General features: G+C 74.2%; 11 protein-coding genes. 4 read left to right on the top strand and 7 right to left on the bottom strand.

Annotated elements, in window-relative coordinates:
* Window positions 1-11: 11 nt before the first annotated feature.
* From ABEB09_RS04295 to ABEB09_RS04280, 4 genes are all read right to left on the bottom strand, one after another.
* Window positions 12-2,975, bottom strand: coding sequence for an NHLP bacteriocin export ABC transporter permease/ATPase subunit (locus ABEB09_RS04295; protein WP_345687242.1), 2,964 nt, complete (start codon window positions 2,973-2,975; stop codon window positions 12-14).
* Complete coding sequence (locus ABEB09_RS04290; protein WP_380840595.1) at window positions 2,975-5,098, bottom strand: NHLP family bacteriocin export ABC transporter peptidase/permease/ATPase subunit; 2,124 nt, start codon at window positions 5,096-5,098, stop codon at window positions 2,975-2,977. Before ABEB09_RS04290 ends, ABEB09_RS04295 begins: the two co-directional genes overlap by 1 nt.
* An 89-nt stretch (window positions 5,099-5,187) precedes the next feature.
* Window positions 5,188-6,003 carry a DUF2118 domain-containing protein gene (locus ABEB09_RS04285; RefSeq protein WP_345687240.1) on the bottom strand — a complete coding sequence of 272 codons (816 nt, stop codon included), beginning with the start codon at window positions 6,001-6,003 and terminating at the stop codon, window positions 5,188-5,190.
* 175 nt (window positions 6,004-6,178) lie between these two features.
* Window positions 6,179-6,391, bottom strand: a complete 213-nt coding sequence (locus ABEB09_RS04280; RefSeq protein WP_345687238.1) for a type A2 lantipeptide — start codon at window positions 6,389-6,391, stop codon at window positions 6,179-6,181.
* Window positions 6,392-6,890: 499 nt separating this feature from the next.
* On the opposite strand from ABEB09_RS04280, the gene ABEB09_RS04275 reads away from it, so the two are divergent.
* From ABEB09_RS04275 to ABEB09_RS04260, 4 genes are all read left to right on the top strand, one after another.
* A complete protein-coding gene (locus ABEB09_RS04275; RefSeq protein ID WP_345687236.1) occupies window positions 6,891-8,804 on the top strand; it encodes a cellulase family glycosylhydrolase in 1,914 nt (637 codons plus the stop codon).
* Window positions 8,805-8,904: 100 nt separating this feature from the next.
* Complete coding sequence (locus ABEB09_RS04270) at window positions 8,905-12,162, top strand: M36 family metallopeptidase (protein WP_345687234.1); 3,258 nt, start codon at window positions 8,905-8,907, stop codon at window positions 12,160-12,162.
* A complete protein-coding gene (locus ABEB09_RS04265) occupies window positions 12,159-12,587 on the top strand; it encodes a hypothetical protein (RefSeq protein ID WP_345687232.1) in 429 nt (142 codons plus the stop codon). The genes ABEB09_RS04270 and ABEB09_RS04265 overlap by 4 nt, the downstream gene beginning before the upstream one ends.
* Window positions 12,588-12,596: 9 nt before the next feature.
* Window positions 12,597-13,559, top strand: coding sequence for an ADP-ribosylation family protein (locus ABEB09_RS04260; protein WP_345687230.1), 963 nt, complete (start codon window positions 12,597-12,599; stop codon window positions 13,557-13,559).
* Here ABEB09_RS04260 and ABEB09_RS04255 read toward each other — a convergent pair whose 3' ends face one another.
* From ABEB09_RS04255 to ABEB09_RS04245, 3 genes are all read right to left on the bottom strand, one after another.
* Window positions 13,560-14,456, bottom strand: a complete 897-nt coding sequence (locus ABEB09_RS04255) for an aminoglycoside phosphotransferase family protein (protein ID WP_345693835.1) — start codon at window positions 14,454-14,456, stop codon at window positions 13,560-13,562.
* 229 nt (window positions 14,457-14,685) lie between these two features.
* On the bottom strand, window positions 14,686-14,841 hold the full coding sequence (locus ABEB09_RS04250) for a hypothetical protein (RefSeq protein WP_345687228.1): 156 nt from the start codon (window positions 14,839-14,841) through the stop codon (window positions 14,686-14,688).
* Window positions 14,842-14,918: 77 nt separating this feature from the next.
* Window positions 14,919-15,575: a class I SAM-dependent methyltransferase gene (locus ABEB09_RS04245; RefSeq protein WP_345687226.1), complete on the bottom strand. Its 657-nt coding sequence runs from the start codon at window positions 15,573-15,575 to the stop codon at window positions 14,919-14,921.
* Between the last annotated feature and the right edge of the window lie 6 nt (window positions 15,576-15,581).

Below are 15,581 nucleotides of genomic sequence, written 5' to 3'. Positions count from 1 at the left end.
ACCCCACCCTTTCAGGTCATTTGGCGCCGCACCAATTCGTGCAGATGGCCGTTCGGGTCGGCCAGGAGAGTGGCCGGCGGGCCTTCCTCGACGATCCGGCCGGCCGACATCACGATCACCCGGTCGGCGTCCAGCACCGTCGAGAGCCGGTGCGCGATCACCAGCCGCGTGGCGCTGAGCCGGCGCGTGGACTCCATCACCGTCCGCTGCGTCTCGTTGTCCAGGGCACTCGTCGCCTCGTCGAAGAAGAGGATCCGCGGCCGCCGGATCAGCGCCTGGGCGATCATCAGCCGCTGCCGCTGGCCCCCCGAGACGGCCCCGCCGCCCGCGATCATCGTGTGCAGCCCCATCGGCATCCGCCGGATGTCCTCGGCCAGGCCCGCCATCTCCGCCGCCGCCCACACCTCGTCCTGCGGGAACGACTCGGCGCCGCAGATGCAGTCCAGGACCGAACCGGTCAGCGGCTGCGCGTGCTGGAGCACCACCCCGCACTGGCGGCGCACCGCCGCCTGGTCCAGGGCCGCCAGGTCCTGACCGTCGTACAGCACACTGCCCGACACCGGCCGCTCGAAGCCGATCAGCAGCCGCAGCAGCGTCGACTTGCCGCAGCCGCTCGGCCCCACCACCGCCACGAACTCGCCGGGGCCCACCCGGAACGACACGTCGTCCAGCGTCGGCGGGCCCTCGTCGCCGTACCGGAACGACAGCCCCCGCACCTCGATCTCCCCGGACAGCACCCCCGGCCGGGCACTGCCGCCCCGCACCTCCGGCACCTCCTGGAGGACCGGCTTCACCTGCTCGTAGAGCGGCAGCGCGGCCACCGCCGAGACCAGGGCCCCGGTCAGCTGCGTCACCGACGTCAGCAGCATCGTCACCGACGTACTGAACGTCAGGAACGCGCCCGCCGACATCGTGCCCCGCGCCGGACCCGCCAGCAGCATGAACATGATCAGCGAGCAGAGGGGGAGATGGACCGCGTCCACCACCGTCGTGAGGTTCTTGATGTGGCCGGCCCGCCGGTGCATCTCCCGCGACCGAGCGAACTTCCGCGCCCACGCCGCGTACGCGAAGCTCTCCGCCGCCGCGACCCGCAGCTTCGGCAGCCCGCGCAGCGTCTGGTACGCCTGGTTGTTCAGCTCGTTGGTCAGCTTCACCAGACGCCGCTGCCACCGCACCTGCCACAGGCCGAGCCCCAGGAACAGCCCGCCCGCCACCAGCAGCATCGCGATCGCCGCCAGCGCCAACGGCACGCTGTAGCACAGCAGCAGCACCAGGTTCACCGCCCCGACCGTGCTCGCCTGCACCACCACCGGACCGGTGCCGGACAGGACACGGCGGATCGCGCTGATCCCCATCGCGGCACTCGCCAGCTCGCCCGTGGACCGCCCCGCGAAGAACCCGGCCGGCAGCCGCAGCAGCCGGTCCCACACCGCGGGCTGGAGCACGCTCTCGATACGCCCCTCGATCCGCAGCACCGTCAGGTTCTGCAACAGCCCGAACGCCGCGGCCACCACGCCCGCCACCATCACCGCCAGCGCCGTCTGCACGATCAGACTGCGCTCGGCGGCCGGCACGTACACACCCAGCACCTGCCCCGTCGCCACCGGGACCAGCGCGCCCAGCACCACCGTCACCAGGCCCGCCAGCGCCAGGTTCCGCAGGTCCGCGCCACTGCCCCGCAGCGCGAACCGGGCCAGCCGCCACGCCGGCATCGGCCGCTCCGGCAGCGGCCGGTAGAACATCACCCCCCGCGGCTCCAACTCCCCGGCCGTGCGCGCGTCGACGCGCCGCCGCACACCCGACACCGGGTTCACCGCCTCGTACCGGCCCCGCCGCCACAGCAGCGCGACCGGCGCGCCCGACGCAGCCCAGTGCCCGACGAGCGGCCCGGAGTCCGACCGCCACCAGGACCCCTCCAGGCGCACCGCCCGCGTCCGCACGCGCGACGCGACCGCGATGCGCTCGACGCCGCCCGTCCGGTCGTCGGCCTCGCCACCGCGTGCCGGCTCCGTGAGCGTGATCCCGGCCGCCGCCGCGACCCGCCGGCACACGGCGAACGTCTGGTCGTCCGACGCGCCGCCGCCCGCCCCGGCCCGCGCCCCGCGCTCCGGGCCGCCGATCGACGCCAGCAGCGCCCGGTCGGCCCCCGCGCGCACGGCCTCGCCCGCCCGGATGCCGGCCGCCGTACGGTCCTCGTGCGCGCGCTCCAGCCGCTCGATCCACCGGTCGACGGCCGTCAGCAGCCGCTCCTGCTGACCGACCATCCGCTGCCACAACTGCCCGTCGACCAGCAGGTCGGCCGCCGCGTCGGCGCTGAACTCCGCGCCGTAGCGCACGCTGCCGGGCGGCACGTCCATCCACAGCACGTCCTCGTCCATGACCGGCGCGCCCTCGTCCGCCCCGGCCCGGTCGCCCAGCGGCGCCTCGAACAGCACGCCCAGACTGCGCGCCGTGCCGAGCGCGAAGGCGTACTCCAGCGGGGTCGGCGCCACCGGGTACGGGCCGGCCTGCGGCGCGGCGTACGGATCGGAGTACGGATCGGTGTACGGATCCCCGTACGGATCGACGGACCCGCCCGTCCAGGAGGCCGCGTACGGCCGCTGCCCGAGCGGGTTCCCGTACGCGTCGGTGTACTGCGGCGGCGGGGCCTCCCACAGCTCCCGCAGGGCGATCCGGCGCAGCACGCAGTCCTGCGACGGGCGCCCGAGCAGCGTGTGCTGCGGCCCGGCGACCGGCCCCAGCAGCAGACTGCCCGCCTCCAGCCGGCCCAGGAAGTGCCAGTGCCCCTCCTGCGCCGCGTCCACCGCGAACAGGTCGAGTCCGCCGTGCGCGACGAGCCACAGCACGTGCGGCCCCTCCAGCGGTACGGTCCGCAGGCCGGCGCCCACGACGGGGGTGCCCAGGGCGCCCAGGGCGTGCACCACCGCGTCCGCCGGCGCCGCAGCCACCTCCGCGCCCACCTCGGCGCCGCTCATCAACGCTCCCTGACCAGCTCGGCGTACGCGCCGCCGGCGGCGAGCAGGTCCTCGTGACGGCCCCGCTCCACGACCGTCCCGTGGTCGAGGACGACGATCTCGTCGCTGTCGCGGACCGTGGACAGCCGGTGCGCGATGACCACGCACGCACAGCCGCGCCGCCGCAGGTTCTCCATGACGACCTGCTCGGTACGGGCGTCCAGGGCGCTCGTCACCTCGTCCAGCACCAGCACGCTCGGCCGGCGCACCAGCGCCCGCGCGATCTCCAGGCGCTGGCGCTGGCCGCCCGAGAAGTTCCGCCCGTCCTGCTCGACGCGGCCGTGGATGCCCTCCGGGCGCCGCGCGATCACCTCGTCGTAGAGCGCCGCGTCCCGCAGCGCGGCGACGACCGCCTCGTCGGGCACGGACGGGTCCCACAGCGCCACGTTGTCCCGGACCGTTCCCTCGAAGAGGAAGACGTCCTGGTCGACGAAGGACACGGAGGCGGCCAGCGCGCCGCGCGGAATGTCCTCCAGGCGCTGCCCGTCGACGCGGATCGTCCCCTCCCACGGGGCGTACAGCCCGGAGATGAGCCGCGACACGGTCGACTTGCCGCTGCCGGACCCGCCGACGAGCGCCACCTGCCGCCCCGGCCCGACGGCCAGCGAGAACCCCTTCAGCAGCGGCTCGTCCAAGGGGCTGTAGCCGAACGTGACGTCCTCCAGCTCGACATGCCCGGTCAGCCTCCGCGTGCTCGTGTCGGAGCCGCCCGGCCGCGCGTACAACCGGTCGGCGGGGAAGGACTCCACGTCCTTCAGCCGTGCCACGTCCGCCGCGAAGTCCTGGATGCGGCCCGCCACCCCGTTCAGCCGGGTGATCGGCGCGGTGAACCGGGTCACCAGCGCCTGGAACGCGACGAGCAGCCCGATGGACAGATGGCCCTCCACCGCGCGCAGCCCGCCGATCCACAGGATCAGCGCGCTGTTGAGCGTCGCCAGCGCGGGCGCCACCACGGCCAGGGCCGCGCTCGGCACGCCGAGGCGCTGCTGCTCCTCCAGGGTGGTGGCGTGCTGGCCCGCCCAGCGGCGGAACCAGCCGTTCTCGCCGCCGGTCGCCTTCATGGTCTCGATCAGCTGGAGACCGGTGTACGAGGTGTTCGTCAGCCGGGCGTTGTCGGCGCGCAGCTTCTGCGTACGGGTCGCGCGCAGCCGGAGCACGATCCGCATGGCGACCACGTTCAGCAGCGCGACGCCGACGCCCACCACGGTGAGCTGCGGGTCGTACGTCCACAGCAGCAGCGCGTACAGGACGACGACGACACCGTCCACGCCCGCGGCGGCCAGGTCGCGGGCCAGGGTCTCGGCGACGGCGTCGTTCGACTGGAGCCGCTGCACCAGGTCGGCGGGGCTGCGCTGGGCGAAGAACGTGACCGGGAGCCGCATCAGATGGCGCAGGAAGCGGGCGCTGCCGAGGGTGGACGCGATGATCCGGCCCCGCAGCAGGTTCGCCTGCTGGAGCCAGGTCAGCACGGCGGTGAGCGCGGCCATCACGCCCATGGACGCGAACAGCGCGCCCAGCACCGAGGTCTGGCCGCCGATCAGGAACAGGTCGATGTACGTACGGCTCAGCGCGGGCAGGGCCGCCCCGACCGCGACGAGCAGCAGGCTGGCCAGCAGCGCCGCCAGCAGCGTCCCGGTGGTGCCGCGCAGCCGGGCGGGCACGGCGCGCAGGACGCCCGGGCGGCGGCCGCCGCGGCGGAAGGCGGGGGTCGGCTCCATCACCAGCACGACGCCGGTGAAGCTCGTGTCGAACTCCTCCGCCGCCACGAACCGGCGGCCCTTGTCGGGGTCGTTGATGTGTACGCCCCGGCGGCCGAAGCGGCGGCCCGTGCCGTCGTAGACGACGTAGTGGTTGAACTCCCAGAAGAGGATAGCCGGTCCGCGCACCCCGGCGAGAGCGGCGGGTTCCATCTGCATGCCCTTGGCCTGGAGGCCGTAGCCGCGGGCCGCCTTGAGGAGGTTGCTGGCGCGCGAGCCGTCGCGGGAGACGCCGCACGCGATGCGCAGCTCCTCCAGGGGCACGTGCCGGCCGTGGTGGGCCAGGACCATCGCGAGGCAGGCGGCGCCGCACTCGACGGCCTCCATCTGCAGGACGGTGGGGGTGCGGACGGGCCTCGGCGTCTTCACGGGGGCGGCCGGCCGGCGGGCGCGCCCGCGCGGGGCGCTGCGGCGCGTCACGGCAGCAGCCAGTCGATCGGGCGCTGTGCGGCGAGGTGGACGGTGGCGGTGGTCAGGGTCATGGACGCGAGAGGGAACGGTGGCCCGTCGGACGTGGACCAGACGTAGCCGGTCCGGGTGGACGGCGAGCGGTCGAGCGCGACGAGGACGGCGACGGGCGGGCCCTGCCGCGAGAACTGCTCGCCGAGCTGGTCGCTGCCGAGGAACGCGGCGATGCGGCGGCTGGTCTGCGCGGTGCGGCCGACGGCCTCGACGCGGCCGCGCAGTACTCCGTACCGCTGGGAGGGCACCGACTGGACGGTGAGGTCGACGGAGGCGCCGACGGGGACGGAGGCACCGCTGTCGGCGGGCACGTACACGACGGCCTTCAGGGGAGCGTCGCCGTCGCCCCCGCCGTCGATCCGCTCCACGGCGGCGATGTCGGCGCCGGTCGTCACCACGGCGCCGATGGTCGCGGCGAGCGCGGTCACCCGGCCCGCGTCGATGGTGCGGACGACGGTGTCGCCCTGCGCGGTGCGGACCGTCACCAGGGGCGCACCGGCCCGAACGCGCTCGCCTTCCTCGGCGAGGACGGCGGTGACCTGGCCGGCGACGGGGCTCTGCAGGACGTAGCTGCCACGGGCGTGGGTGAGGATGCCGGGGGCGCGCAGCGTGGACGAGACGGAGCCGGCGACGGCCCACACGGAGGCGGCGATCACGGCGAGCACGGTGACGCCGAGGACCAGCAGTCCCTGCGGGCGCGCGAAACGCACCGGCAGGTCGATTTCCTCCGGCGACTGCAGTTTGGAAAGGGCCTGTTGGCGGAACTGCACGACACACTTTCCTCGTACTGCACGGAATTTCGTGGAAAAGGGAGGGAGCGGGGCGGATGCGGTGGACGGCCGCGCGTCCCGGACGGCGGAATCCGGGACGCACGACGGGCCGGCCCGTCGGCACCGAAGGTGTGGGGGGACGCCGACGGGCCGTCACCGTACGGCCGCTACAGGCTCAGAGACCGGCGGCGTAGGCCGTGGCGCCGGTGGTGTTGAGGCCGGTCAGCGCGTCGGTGGTGGAGGTCAGGTCGGCGATGGTGCCACCGACCGGGACGACCGAGTCGACGGCGCCGACGACGTTGCCGACCAGGCCGCCGCAGAGGCCGCCGGCCACGTTGTCGAGGTCGGCGTCGGAGATTTCCTGGGTCTGGATCTGGGGGGCGTTCATGATGTGGGGTTCCCTTCACACGAATTACTCGAGAGCACCGCGAACGGCCTTCGAACGGCTGTCGCGGTGCGAAGGATCAAAGCACGCGGGCCCATTGAACGGCCAATCGGACAACCCCCCTTCCAGGGGACGGGACGGTCGTGAATTGCCGTGATGTGCGGGCGTGTTCATGGCTTGGTGGCAGATCCTTCACAGCACCGCTCGCCTTTTCTCCGTTTACCCGCCGGTCGGTTGCCCGGCCAACCGGACATTGCGGTACCAGGAGGCTTCTTCGCTGGTCAGCGGGGTGTGCGGGGCCGGGAGACGGTGTGACGGCTGAAGAATCGGTGTGCAGATCCGCTGAAGGGACGTGTCTTCGGTGCGGCATCGCGCCATTACGGATTTGGGTCGCGTGCACGGTAATGGGCGATTTACCGTGGCATTGATCCGTTGTGCGGACAACGGGTAGTGCCTGTCACGGGCATTGACAATCTGATGGACCGTCAGGACTTTGGGGTGTATGACTTCCGGGACCCCGGCTCGGGCGCGTGGTCGCCATCGCCGCCGCTGTGTCGTCGCCTTCACCGCCGTCCTCCTGGCCGCCCTGTGCGTCCCCGGGGCCGCGCCAGGGACCGCCGCGCCGGCCGCGTCCCTGTGGTTCGACGCCCCGGCCACGCGCGCCCTCACCGTGCGGGACGGCCGCTTCACCGACGCACTCGGCCGCGAAGTCGTTCTGCGCGGCTACAACGTCTCCGGCGAGACGAAGCTGGAGGAGAACGGCGGCCTGCCCTTCGCCTCGGCCGCCGACGCCGAGCGCTCCGCGCACGCGCTGCGTGCCCGCGGCGGCGGCAACACCGTGCGGTTCCTGCTGTCCTGGGCGCACGCCGAGCCGGAGCGCGGCCGGGTGGACCGGGCGTACCTGGCCGCCGCGACCGAGCAGATGCGCGCCTTCCTGCGGGCCGGGATCCGCGTCTACCCCGACTTCCACCAGGACCTGCACTCCCGCCACCTGTTCCACGCGGACAGCTGGTACACCGGCGACGGCGCGCCCGAGTGGGCCGTCGGGAACGCCGGTTACCCGCGCGAGTCCTGTGGCCTCTGCCTGTTCTGGGGGCAGAACATCACCCAGAACGAGGCCGTGAAGCGCGCGTCGTACGACTTCTGGCACAACCGCGACGGCGTCCAGGACGCCTTCCTGGCCACCGCGCAGGCCACCATGGCGTACCTCGCCGACCACCTCACCGCCGACGAGTTCGCCCACGTCGTCGGCTTCGACCCGTACAACGAGCCCCACGCCGGCCGGTACGACCCCGGCCAGGACAGCCGCACCTGGGAGCGGGACGTCCTGTGGCCCTTCCACGAGCGCTTCCGCGCCCGCATGGACGCCGCGGGCTGGCAGGACAAGCCCGCGTTCGTCGAGCCGAACCTCTTCTGGAACGCCAACATCGACTTCCAGCGGGAGGAGGGCGGCCTGCTCGACGCGGGTGGCGCGCTCGGGCCCCGGTACGTGTTCAACACCCACTTCTACGACCAGAAGGCCATCTCCGGGATCTTCATGTGGGGCAAGGCGAAGGACGGCCAGTACGCGGGCGACTTCGCCGCCGTCCGCGACCGGGCCGCCGGGGCCGGAACGGCCGCCGTGGTCAGCGAGTTCGGCCACCCGCTCACCGGCACGGTCGCGGACAAGGCGCCGACCGTGCTCAAGGCCGTGTACCAGGCGCTCGACTCCCGCCTGCCCGGCACCACCTGGTGGTCCCGCCCCCTCGCCTCGGGCCCGGTCCTGTCCGGTACGCAGTGGCAGTGGGACATCTACAGCGGCCGCCACCACGAGGCCATGAACGGCAACCCCGGCAAGGTCCTCACCGAGGGCGACGCCTGGAACGGCGAGGACCTGTCCGCCGTACGCCTCGACGACACCGGCCGGCCCGTCCTGCGCCAGGACGCGCGCCTCCTGGACCGGCTCTATCCCAGCGCGGTCGCCGGGCGCACCCTCGCCTTCACCTACGAGGACCGCTCCCGCGACGGCTCCACCACCCTCACCTGGAACCCCGTACCGGCCTCGCTCCCGCACGTCGCGCAGCTGGTCGGCACGGGACAGTACGGCCTGCTGCTCTGGCGGGCGGGAAACGGCGGCGGCACCCCCGCGCCCACCGAACTCCACCTGCCGGCGACCTTCGACCCGGCCCGCACCACGGTCGTCACCGACCTCGGCAGCGTCCACGCACCGCCCTCGTACACCCCCGGCACACCCGTCGCCGTGGCCCCCGAACCGGGCGGGACGGGCAGCCGCCGGCTGCTGCTCACCGCCCCGGACGGGGAGCCGGGCGGGCGCCACTTCGCGCTGGTCGCGCAGGGTGCGAGCGCGCCTCCCGACGCGCTGCTGCGGGAGGCCGAGCGGGAGCTGAGGGCGTGGGCGCAGTCCGCCCACGACTGAGCCCTTCACCTGAACGGGTGAACGCACGCCCCCTTCACTGCGGTTGACATGCCCACGTACCGTGGCCGCGTCCACCACCGAGCATCGAGGGGGGAGAACGATGCCGTCCACACCCGCACGGGGCGCCCGATCGTTACTCATCGGCGCCGTACTCCTGGCATTACCGGCGGTCGCGACCGTCCCCGCCGCGGCCACGCCGGCCGCCGAAGGCGGCAGACCCGCCCAGCGGCAGAGCACCGACGCCGGACACCGACAGGCGGACGACCGCCCGTACCCCGACGTCGACGTCCGGGGAGACACGCGCACCGCGCCGCCACCGGCCCGGCTCCGCGCCGCCCAGCGGCTCGACGAGGCCGCCGTCCGCTGGGGCCGCTTCGGCACACCCCGCCTCCTGACGCCCCGCGGCGGGCAGACCCTGACGGACGCCACCCGCGGCGACGCCCGCACGGTGGCCCTGGCCCACGTACGCGACCACGCCGACCTGTACGGCCTGACGGCGCAGGAGACCGCGGCCCTCACGGTGGCCCGCTCCTACCGCACCGCCCACAACGGCGTCCACCACGTCTTCATCGACCAGACCGACGCCCGGACGGGCCACCCCGTCCACGGCGCCCGCCTGTCCGTCGCCGTCGACGAGGCCGGCCGCGTCCTCCACGTCGCCGGCGACCTCGTCCCCGGCGCCCAGGCGCCCGGCACCGCCCGGCTCGACCGCGCCGCCGCCCTCGACCGGGCCGCCGCGTCCGTCGGCACCGACCGGCCCACCGGGGCCACGACCGCCGTACGGGTCACGTTCCCGCTCACCGACGGCACCGCCAGGCCCGCCTGGCACACCACCCTCACCGCCGACAACGGCCACCTCTACGACACCGTCGTCGACGCGGAGACCGGCGCCGTCCTCCAACGCACCGACCTCACCAGCCACGAGGGCCCCGAAGGCCGGGTCTTCACCGGCCAGAACCCCACCGCCGGACCCGCCTCCGTCGTCCCGTTCAGCGGCCTCGGCCGCTCCTGGGTGAGCGGCCGCGTCACCACCGGCAACAACACCGAGACGTCCCACGACCCCGACGGCACGGGACGCCTCGGCCACCAGCCGCAGACCCCCGCAGCCGGGGAACCCGGCCATCAGCACTTCGACTACACCTTCACCGACGCGTTCCGTACCAGCGGCGGCACCGACCTCACCACCGACCGGGACGCCGTCGTCACGCAGGCCTTCTACTACACCAACCGGATGCACGACGTCCTCTACGACCTCGGCTTCGACGAGGCGTCCGGCAACTTCCAGGAGGACAACCTCGGCAACGGCGGCGCCGCCGGCGACCGCGTCCAGGTCTACGTCGACTTCGACGCCAACGGCGACAGCGCCTGCAACGCCAACTTCAGCACCCCCACCGACGGCAACAAGCCCACCATGCGGCTCTTCGTCGGCCGCACCACCTGCGGCCAGCACGACACCCACCGCGGCATGAACGGTGACACCGTCGCCCACGAGTACAGCCACGGCCTGTCCCACCGGCTCGTCGGAGGCGGCCGCCTCGGCTCCGGCGCGCAGACCGGCGGACTCGGCGAGGGCTGGTCCGACGCCGTCGCCACCAGCCTCTGGAACGACCCCGTCTACGGCGAGTACGCCAACGGCCGCGCCACCGGCATCCGCCGCTTCGCCTACGACAACAGCCCCCTCACCTACGCCGACCTGTGCTCCGGAGGCACCTGCCAGGTCCACCGCGACGGCGAGATCTGGGCCGCCACGATGTGGGACATGCGCACCGCGCTCATCGGTGCGCACGGCCAGGCCGCGGGCAAGCGGCAGCACGAACAGCTCATGGTCGACGGGATGAAGCTCACCCCGTCGTCACCGGACTTCCTCGACGCCCGCGACGGCATCCTCGCCGCCGACCGCGCGAACAACGGCGGCGCCAACCAGTGCCTGCTGTGGGGCGCCTTCGCCCGCCGCGGCATGGGCGCGAGCGCCGCCTCGCCCAGCCAGACCCAGGCGCAGCCCGCCACCGACCTGCCCGCGACCTGCCGCCCGACCGCGGACGCGGGCGGCCCGTACACCACCCGCGAGGGCACCGACGTCACGCTCGACGCGACCGGCTCCACCGTCCCCGGCGGCACCGGCACCACCGCCTACGCCTGGGACTTCGACGGCGACGGCGCCTACGACGACGCCGGCGGGCCGCGCCCGCGGTTCGACAGGGTCGGCCGGGACGGCACGTACACCGTAGGCCTGCGCGTCACCAACGCCGCCGGAGCCGACACCGACACCGCGACCGTCACCGTCACCAACGTGGCACCCACCGTGTCCCTCACCGTCGAGGGCCCGCGCGAGGAGGGCGGGAAGCTCACCGTCAGCGGCACGGTCACCGACCCCGGCTGGCTCGACCCGCTCACGGCGACCGTCGACCCGGGCGACGGCACACCCGTACCGCTGCCGGGACGGCTGGAGAACGACCGGCCCGACGCCACCCTCGCCTTCACCCGCGACATCGTCTTCGGCGACGACGGCACCTTCACCGTGCGCGTGTGCGGGAGCGACGACGACACGACGACCTGCGGCTCCGCGGAGATCACCGTCGCCAACGTCGCCCCGAAGGCCGCGCTCGACACGACGGGCGCGGTGACCCTCGCCGGCGGGAGGACCCTCGTGGTGCGCGCGGGCGACGAGCACACGTACGCCGCCCGCGTCACCGACCCCGGCAGCGACGACGAGACCCTGACCTGGACCTGGGGCGACGGCACCCCCGCCACCACGACCACGTCCCTCGTCAACCCGCCGGACCCCGACCCGGACCACAGCCCCACCGTCCAGCCCCGCGACCTGACCGACCGGCAGGCCCACACGTACAGCAGGCCCTGCCTGTACGACCTGTCCGTCACGGCTCGCGACGACGACGGCGGCACCGGCACCGACGGCGTCCCCGTCATCGTCCAGGGCAACGCACCGCTGCCGCTGCTCGCCGACGTCTGGTACGTCAAGTACCTGACCGGCGACCTCACCGGCCTCGGCAGGCAGACCCTGGACTGCCACCTCAGGACCGTCCAGCACGCGAGCGCCGTGTTCCCGGAGGTACGGGACGTGTCGACGCAGGAGAAGGCGGCGAACACGCTGTTCGTCTCGCTCCTCGACCCGAAGCGCACCTTCGACCGCCAGTTGCTGGCCGCCTGGCTGAACTTCGCGAACGGCGCCTTCGACGGGGACGAACTCGTCGACACCGACAGCGACCTGAAGCCGGACACGCCGTTCCTGGAAGCCGTGCAGAAGGCCGAGCGGGTACGCCTCGACCCGAACGCGACCAGCAGGCAGCTGGCCGAACAGACGGCGATCCTCACGTGCCTCAACATCCCGCTGGTGTGAGGACCCGCGCGGCCGCCGTCACCCTGCTCCTCGGGGTGGCGGCGGCCACGGCGTGCACACCGGCCCCGGAACCGGCCCCGTCGCCCACCGGGGCGACGGCCGCCCCGGCACCCACTCCGCCGCCCCGGTCCACGGAGACGCCCGGCGAGCCCGCACCGCGCGTCCTCACCGAGGCGGACACGGGCAGCACCGTCACGCTCGCCCCGGGCGACAGGACGCAGCTGCGCCTGACGGCCCGGCACCGCTGGGAAGGCCCGGCCGTCACCGGCGACGCGGTGGAACTCGTCCCCGTCCTCTTCGAGACCGACCCGGGATACGCGGCCTGGGACCTGCACGCCGTCCGCACGGGCCGCGCCGTCGTCACGGCCACCGCCCGCCCGGAGGGCCACCGGGTCACCCTCACCGTCGTCGTACGCGTTCGATAACCTCCGTCCGTGCAGCAGGGACAGAGGGAAGCCGTCGCGGAGCGGGTGGCACGCGACTGGGGGCTGGAACTTCCGGAGCCGTTCTTCGTCTTCGCGGAGTTCCTCGACGCGCTCGACCCGGAGGCGCGCCGGGCACTGGGCGACATCGGCCTGTCCCCGTGCGGGATCACGGACCTGTTCCGCGACCCGGCCGCGCCGCCGCGCGACGGCCTGGACGCGCGGGTGCACGGACGCTACTACCGCGACCCGCCGGAGTTCCTGACCTTCCTGCACGGCGGGTCCGACGGCCTGCACTTCGGCCTCTGGTACGACGACGGCCGCACGTGCGCCGGGGTCGCCTCGTACCGCACGCTCGACGGCGGCGGCATCGACCGGACGGCCCGGACACCCCTGGAGGCCGTACGGGCCGTGCTCGAACGCTGTTGGCGCGACCTGGACGACGACCCCTCCGACGACGAGGAGACGGCGGCGCACCGCACCCGCCTCGGGCTGCTGCGCCGTGCGCTGACCGGCTTCGGGACGGCGGACCGTACGGAGACAGGGCTCGCCCACGCGCAGGCGTACGACCTCGCCGCCCCGCCGGCCGACCACGACCGCGTCACCACGCTCGACGGCGGCGGCGCCCTGGTGGCGGGGGACACCGTCGACGACCGCCCGCCCCACAACGCCGCCGACGAGTACCGCTTCGCCACGCACATGTACGCCGTCCTCGACAACGCCGAGGCCCTGCGGGCCCGCCACACCGAGGCCCTGCGCCGCTGCGCGTCCGGCGATCCGGCCGAGGCGCTGGTCCTCGGCCGCGACCTGCACTGGGCGTCGGGCGGCGACGCGCACCGCGAGGCCCTGGCGGCGGAGCTACTGGTGGCGGCGTACCGGGCCCTGGACCGCCCCGCGCTCGGCGGCGTCGCCGCGGCCCACCACCGGCACCGGGCGCTGCCCCGGGTCGAGGTGCTGGTCCCCGGACCGGCCTGATCAGACCATGGCCCGGAACTCGTCCAGGGCTTCGGCGGCGGTACGGCGGCCCACGGCGGCGAGCACCGGGTTGGTGGGGTGGAGGACGCGGTAATAGTGGTCGGCCGTGAGGCCCCAGCGCAGCGCCCAGCCCCGTCCCCGCGCCCACGTGGCGTCGTCCACCCCGGCCGCCTCACGGAACGGGCCGCGCGTGTCGGCGGTCAGCAGGGTCCAGGCGGGGAGCATGTCGCAGGCGGGGTCGCCGACACCCAGGCAGCCGAAGTCGATGACGGCGCTGAGCCGCCCGTCCACGGCGAGCAGGTTCCCCGGCAGCAGGTCGCTGTGCACCCACACGGGCGCGCCCTCCCACTGCGGGAGCTTCAGCACGTCCTCCCACGCGGCGGTGGCCAGGTCCCCGTCCACCGTCCCGTCGCCCGCCAGGTCGCGGATCGCGTCCCGGACCTCCGCGTCACCGTCCGCCACCGGCCCCCCGCGGAAGGACGGCGGCCCACCGGTGGCGTCCGCGCGCCGCAGCGCGGCGACGAACAGGCCGAGCCGCACCGCCGCGTCCCGCAGATCCACGGGAGCGTCCACCACGTCGGCCCCGTCCAGCCACCGCTGCACCGACCACGGCAGCGGAAAGCCCTCGCCGGGCACCCCGGCGGCGAGCGGCACCGGAACGTCCAGCGGCAACTCCGGGGCGAGCCTCGGCAGCCAGCGCCCCTCCTTGCCGACCTGCCCGGCGGCACCCGGCACCCGGGGGAGCCGCACGACCATGTCGTCCCCGAGCCGGTACATGGCGTTGTCGGTGCCGGAGGACGGAACCTTCACGACGGGCAGCCCGGCCCATCGGGGGAACTGCGCCGCGATCAGCCGCTCGACGAGGACCTCGTCGATGTCCAGCTCGTCGGCGTGCATCTTTCCGTCGCCCGACACGTATCTCCCCGGTGTGCGCACTTCAGGACGTGCGCGAGGCTAACGGCCCCCGCACACATCGGGGAAACGCTTTTCGGCCCGGACCTCTCGGACCGGCCCGGACCGCTCGGACCGGCTCGGACCAGACCGGGACGGCCCGGACGGCCCCGACCGGGACGGACGAGGCGGTCCGCGGCGGCCCAGTCGGGATCCTGCCCGGCTCCCGCTGCGGCTACTGCTGCGCCTGCCGGGCCGCCTCCTCCGCCGCCTGCTGGGCGGCCACCGCGGCCGCGGCCTCCCGCGCCCTCTGCTGACGCTCCTGCTCCAGCTGGAATTCGAGGTCCCGCCGGCGCCGGTCCTCCTCGCGGCGCTTTCGGTCGTCACTCACCTGTTCCGCCTCCTCCTGATGCCGGTGCGTCCAACTCCCTTGCCACGTCAGCAAATTGTTGAGGACACGGTGGCACGTCACAAGACTGTGGCGGCCTTCCGGTAGACCAGCAGGTAGCGCCAGAACAGCAGGCGGCGCACCCGGCAGCCGGGCAGGAGGTCCGCGGCTTCCCGGCGGACGGCCGACAGGGGCATGCGGGGAGCCAGGACCGGAGCCCGCACCGGCTGCCGAGGGGCGCCGCGCAGGTACTCCTTCGCCGCCACGGCCGAGCGGGCGGCCGCGTTGGCGGGGACGGCCGCCACGCTCCAGGCCCAGTCGGCGGGGGAGGACTCCGGGTAGCAGCCCAGGATCGCGAGGACGCCCCCCGGCGCGAGCGTGGCGCGCAGCGCCGTCAGCGTCGGCGCGAACGGCATGTGGTGGAGGCTCGCCAGACACGACACGAAGTCGTAGTGGCCGGGCGCGAGTTGTGCCGTGGTGATGTCGGCCTGCCGGAAACGGGGCCCGCCCGCGCCGTCCGGGCCGCGCCCGCCGTCCCCCTCCGTCCGCGCCGACAGCGCCCGCGCCGCCTCCACCACCTCCGCCGAGACGTCGACCGCGTCGACCTCCAGGCCCCGCCGGGCGAGTCTCCGGGCGAACCGGCCGGTCCCGCAGCCGACGTCCAGCGCCGTGCGGGCGTGGAGCGGGATCTGACGCGTCAGCAGGGCGTGGTAGTGGTCGTTGTGGTCGAAGGGCATGGCGTC

The organism is Streptomyces coeruleoprunus, from assembly GCF_039542925.1.
GTDB lineage: Bacteria > Actinomycetota > Actinomycetes > Streptomycetales > Streptomycetaceae > Streptomyces > Streptomyces coeruleoprunus.
The sequence above is the reverse complement of the archived record's forward strand: the minus strand, read 5'-3'. Positions and strand labels throughout refer to the sequence as shown.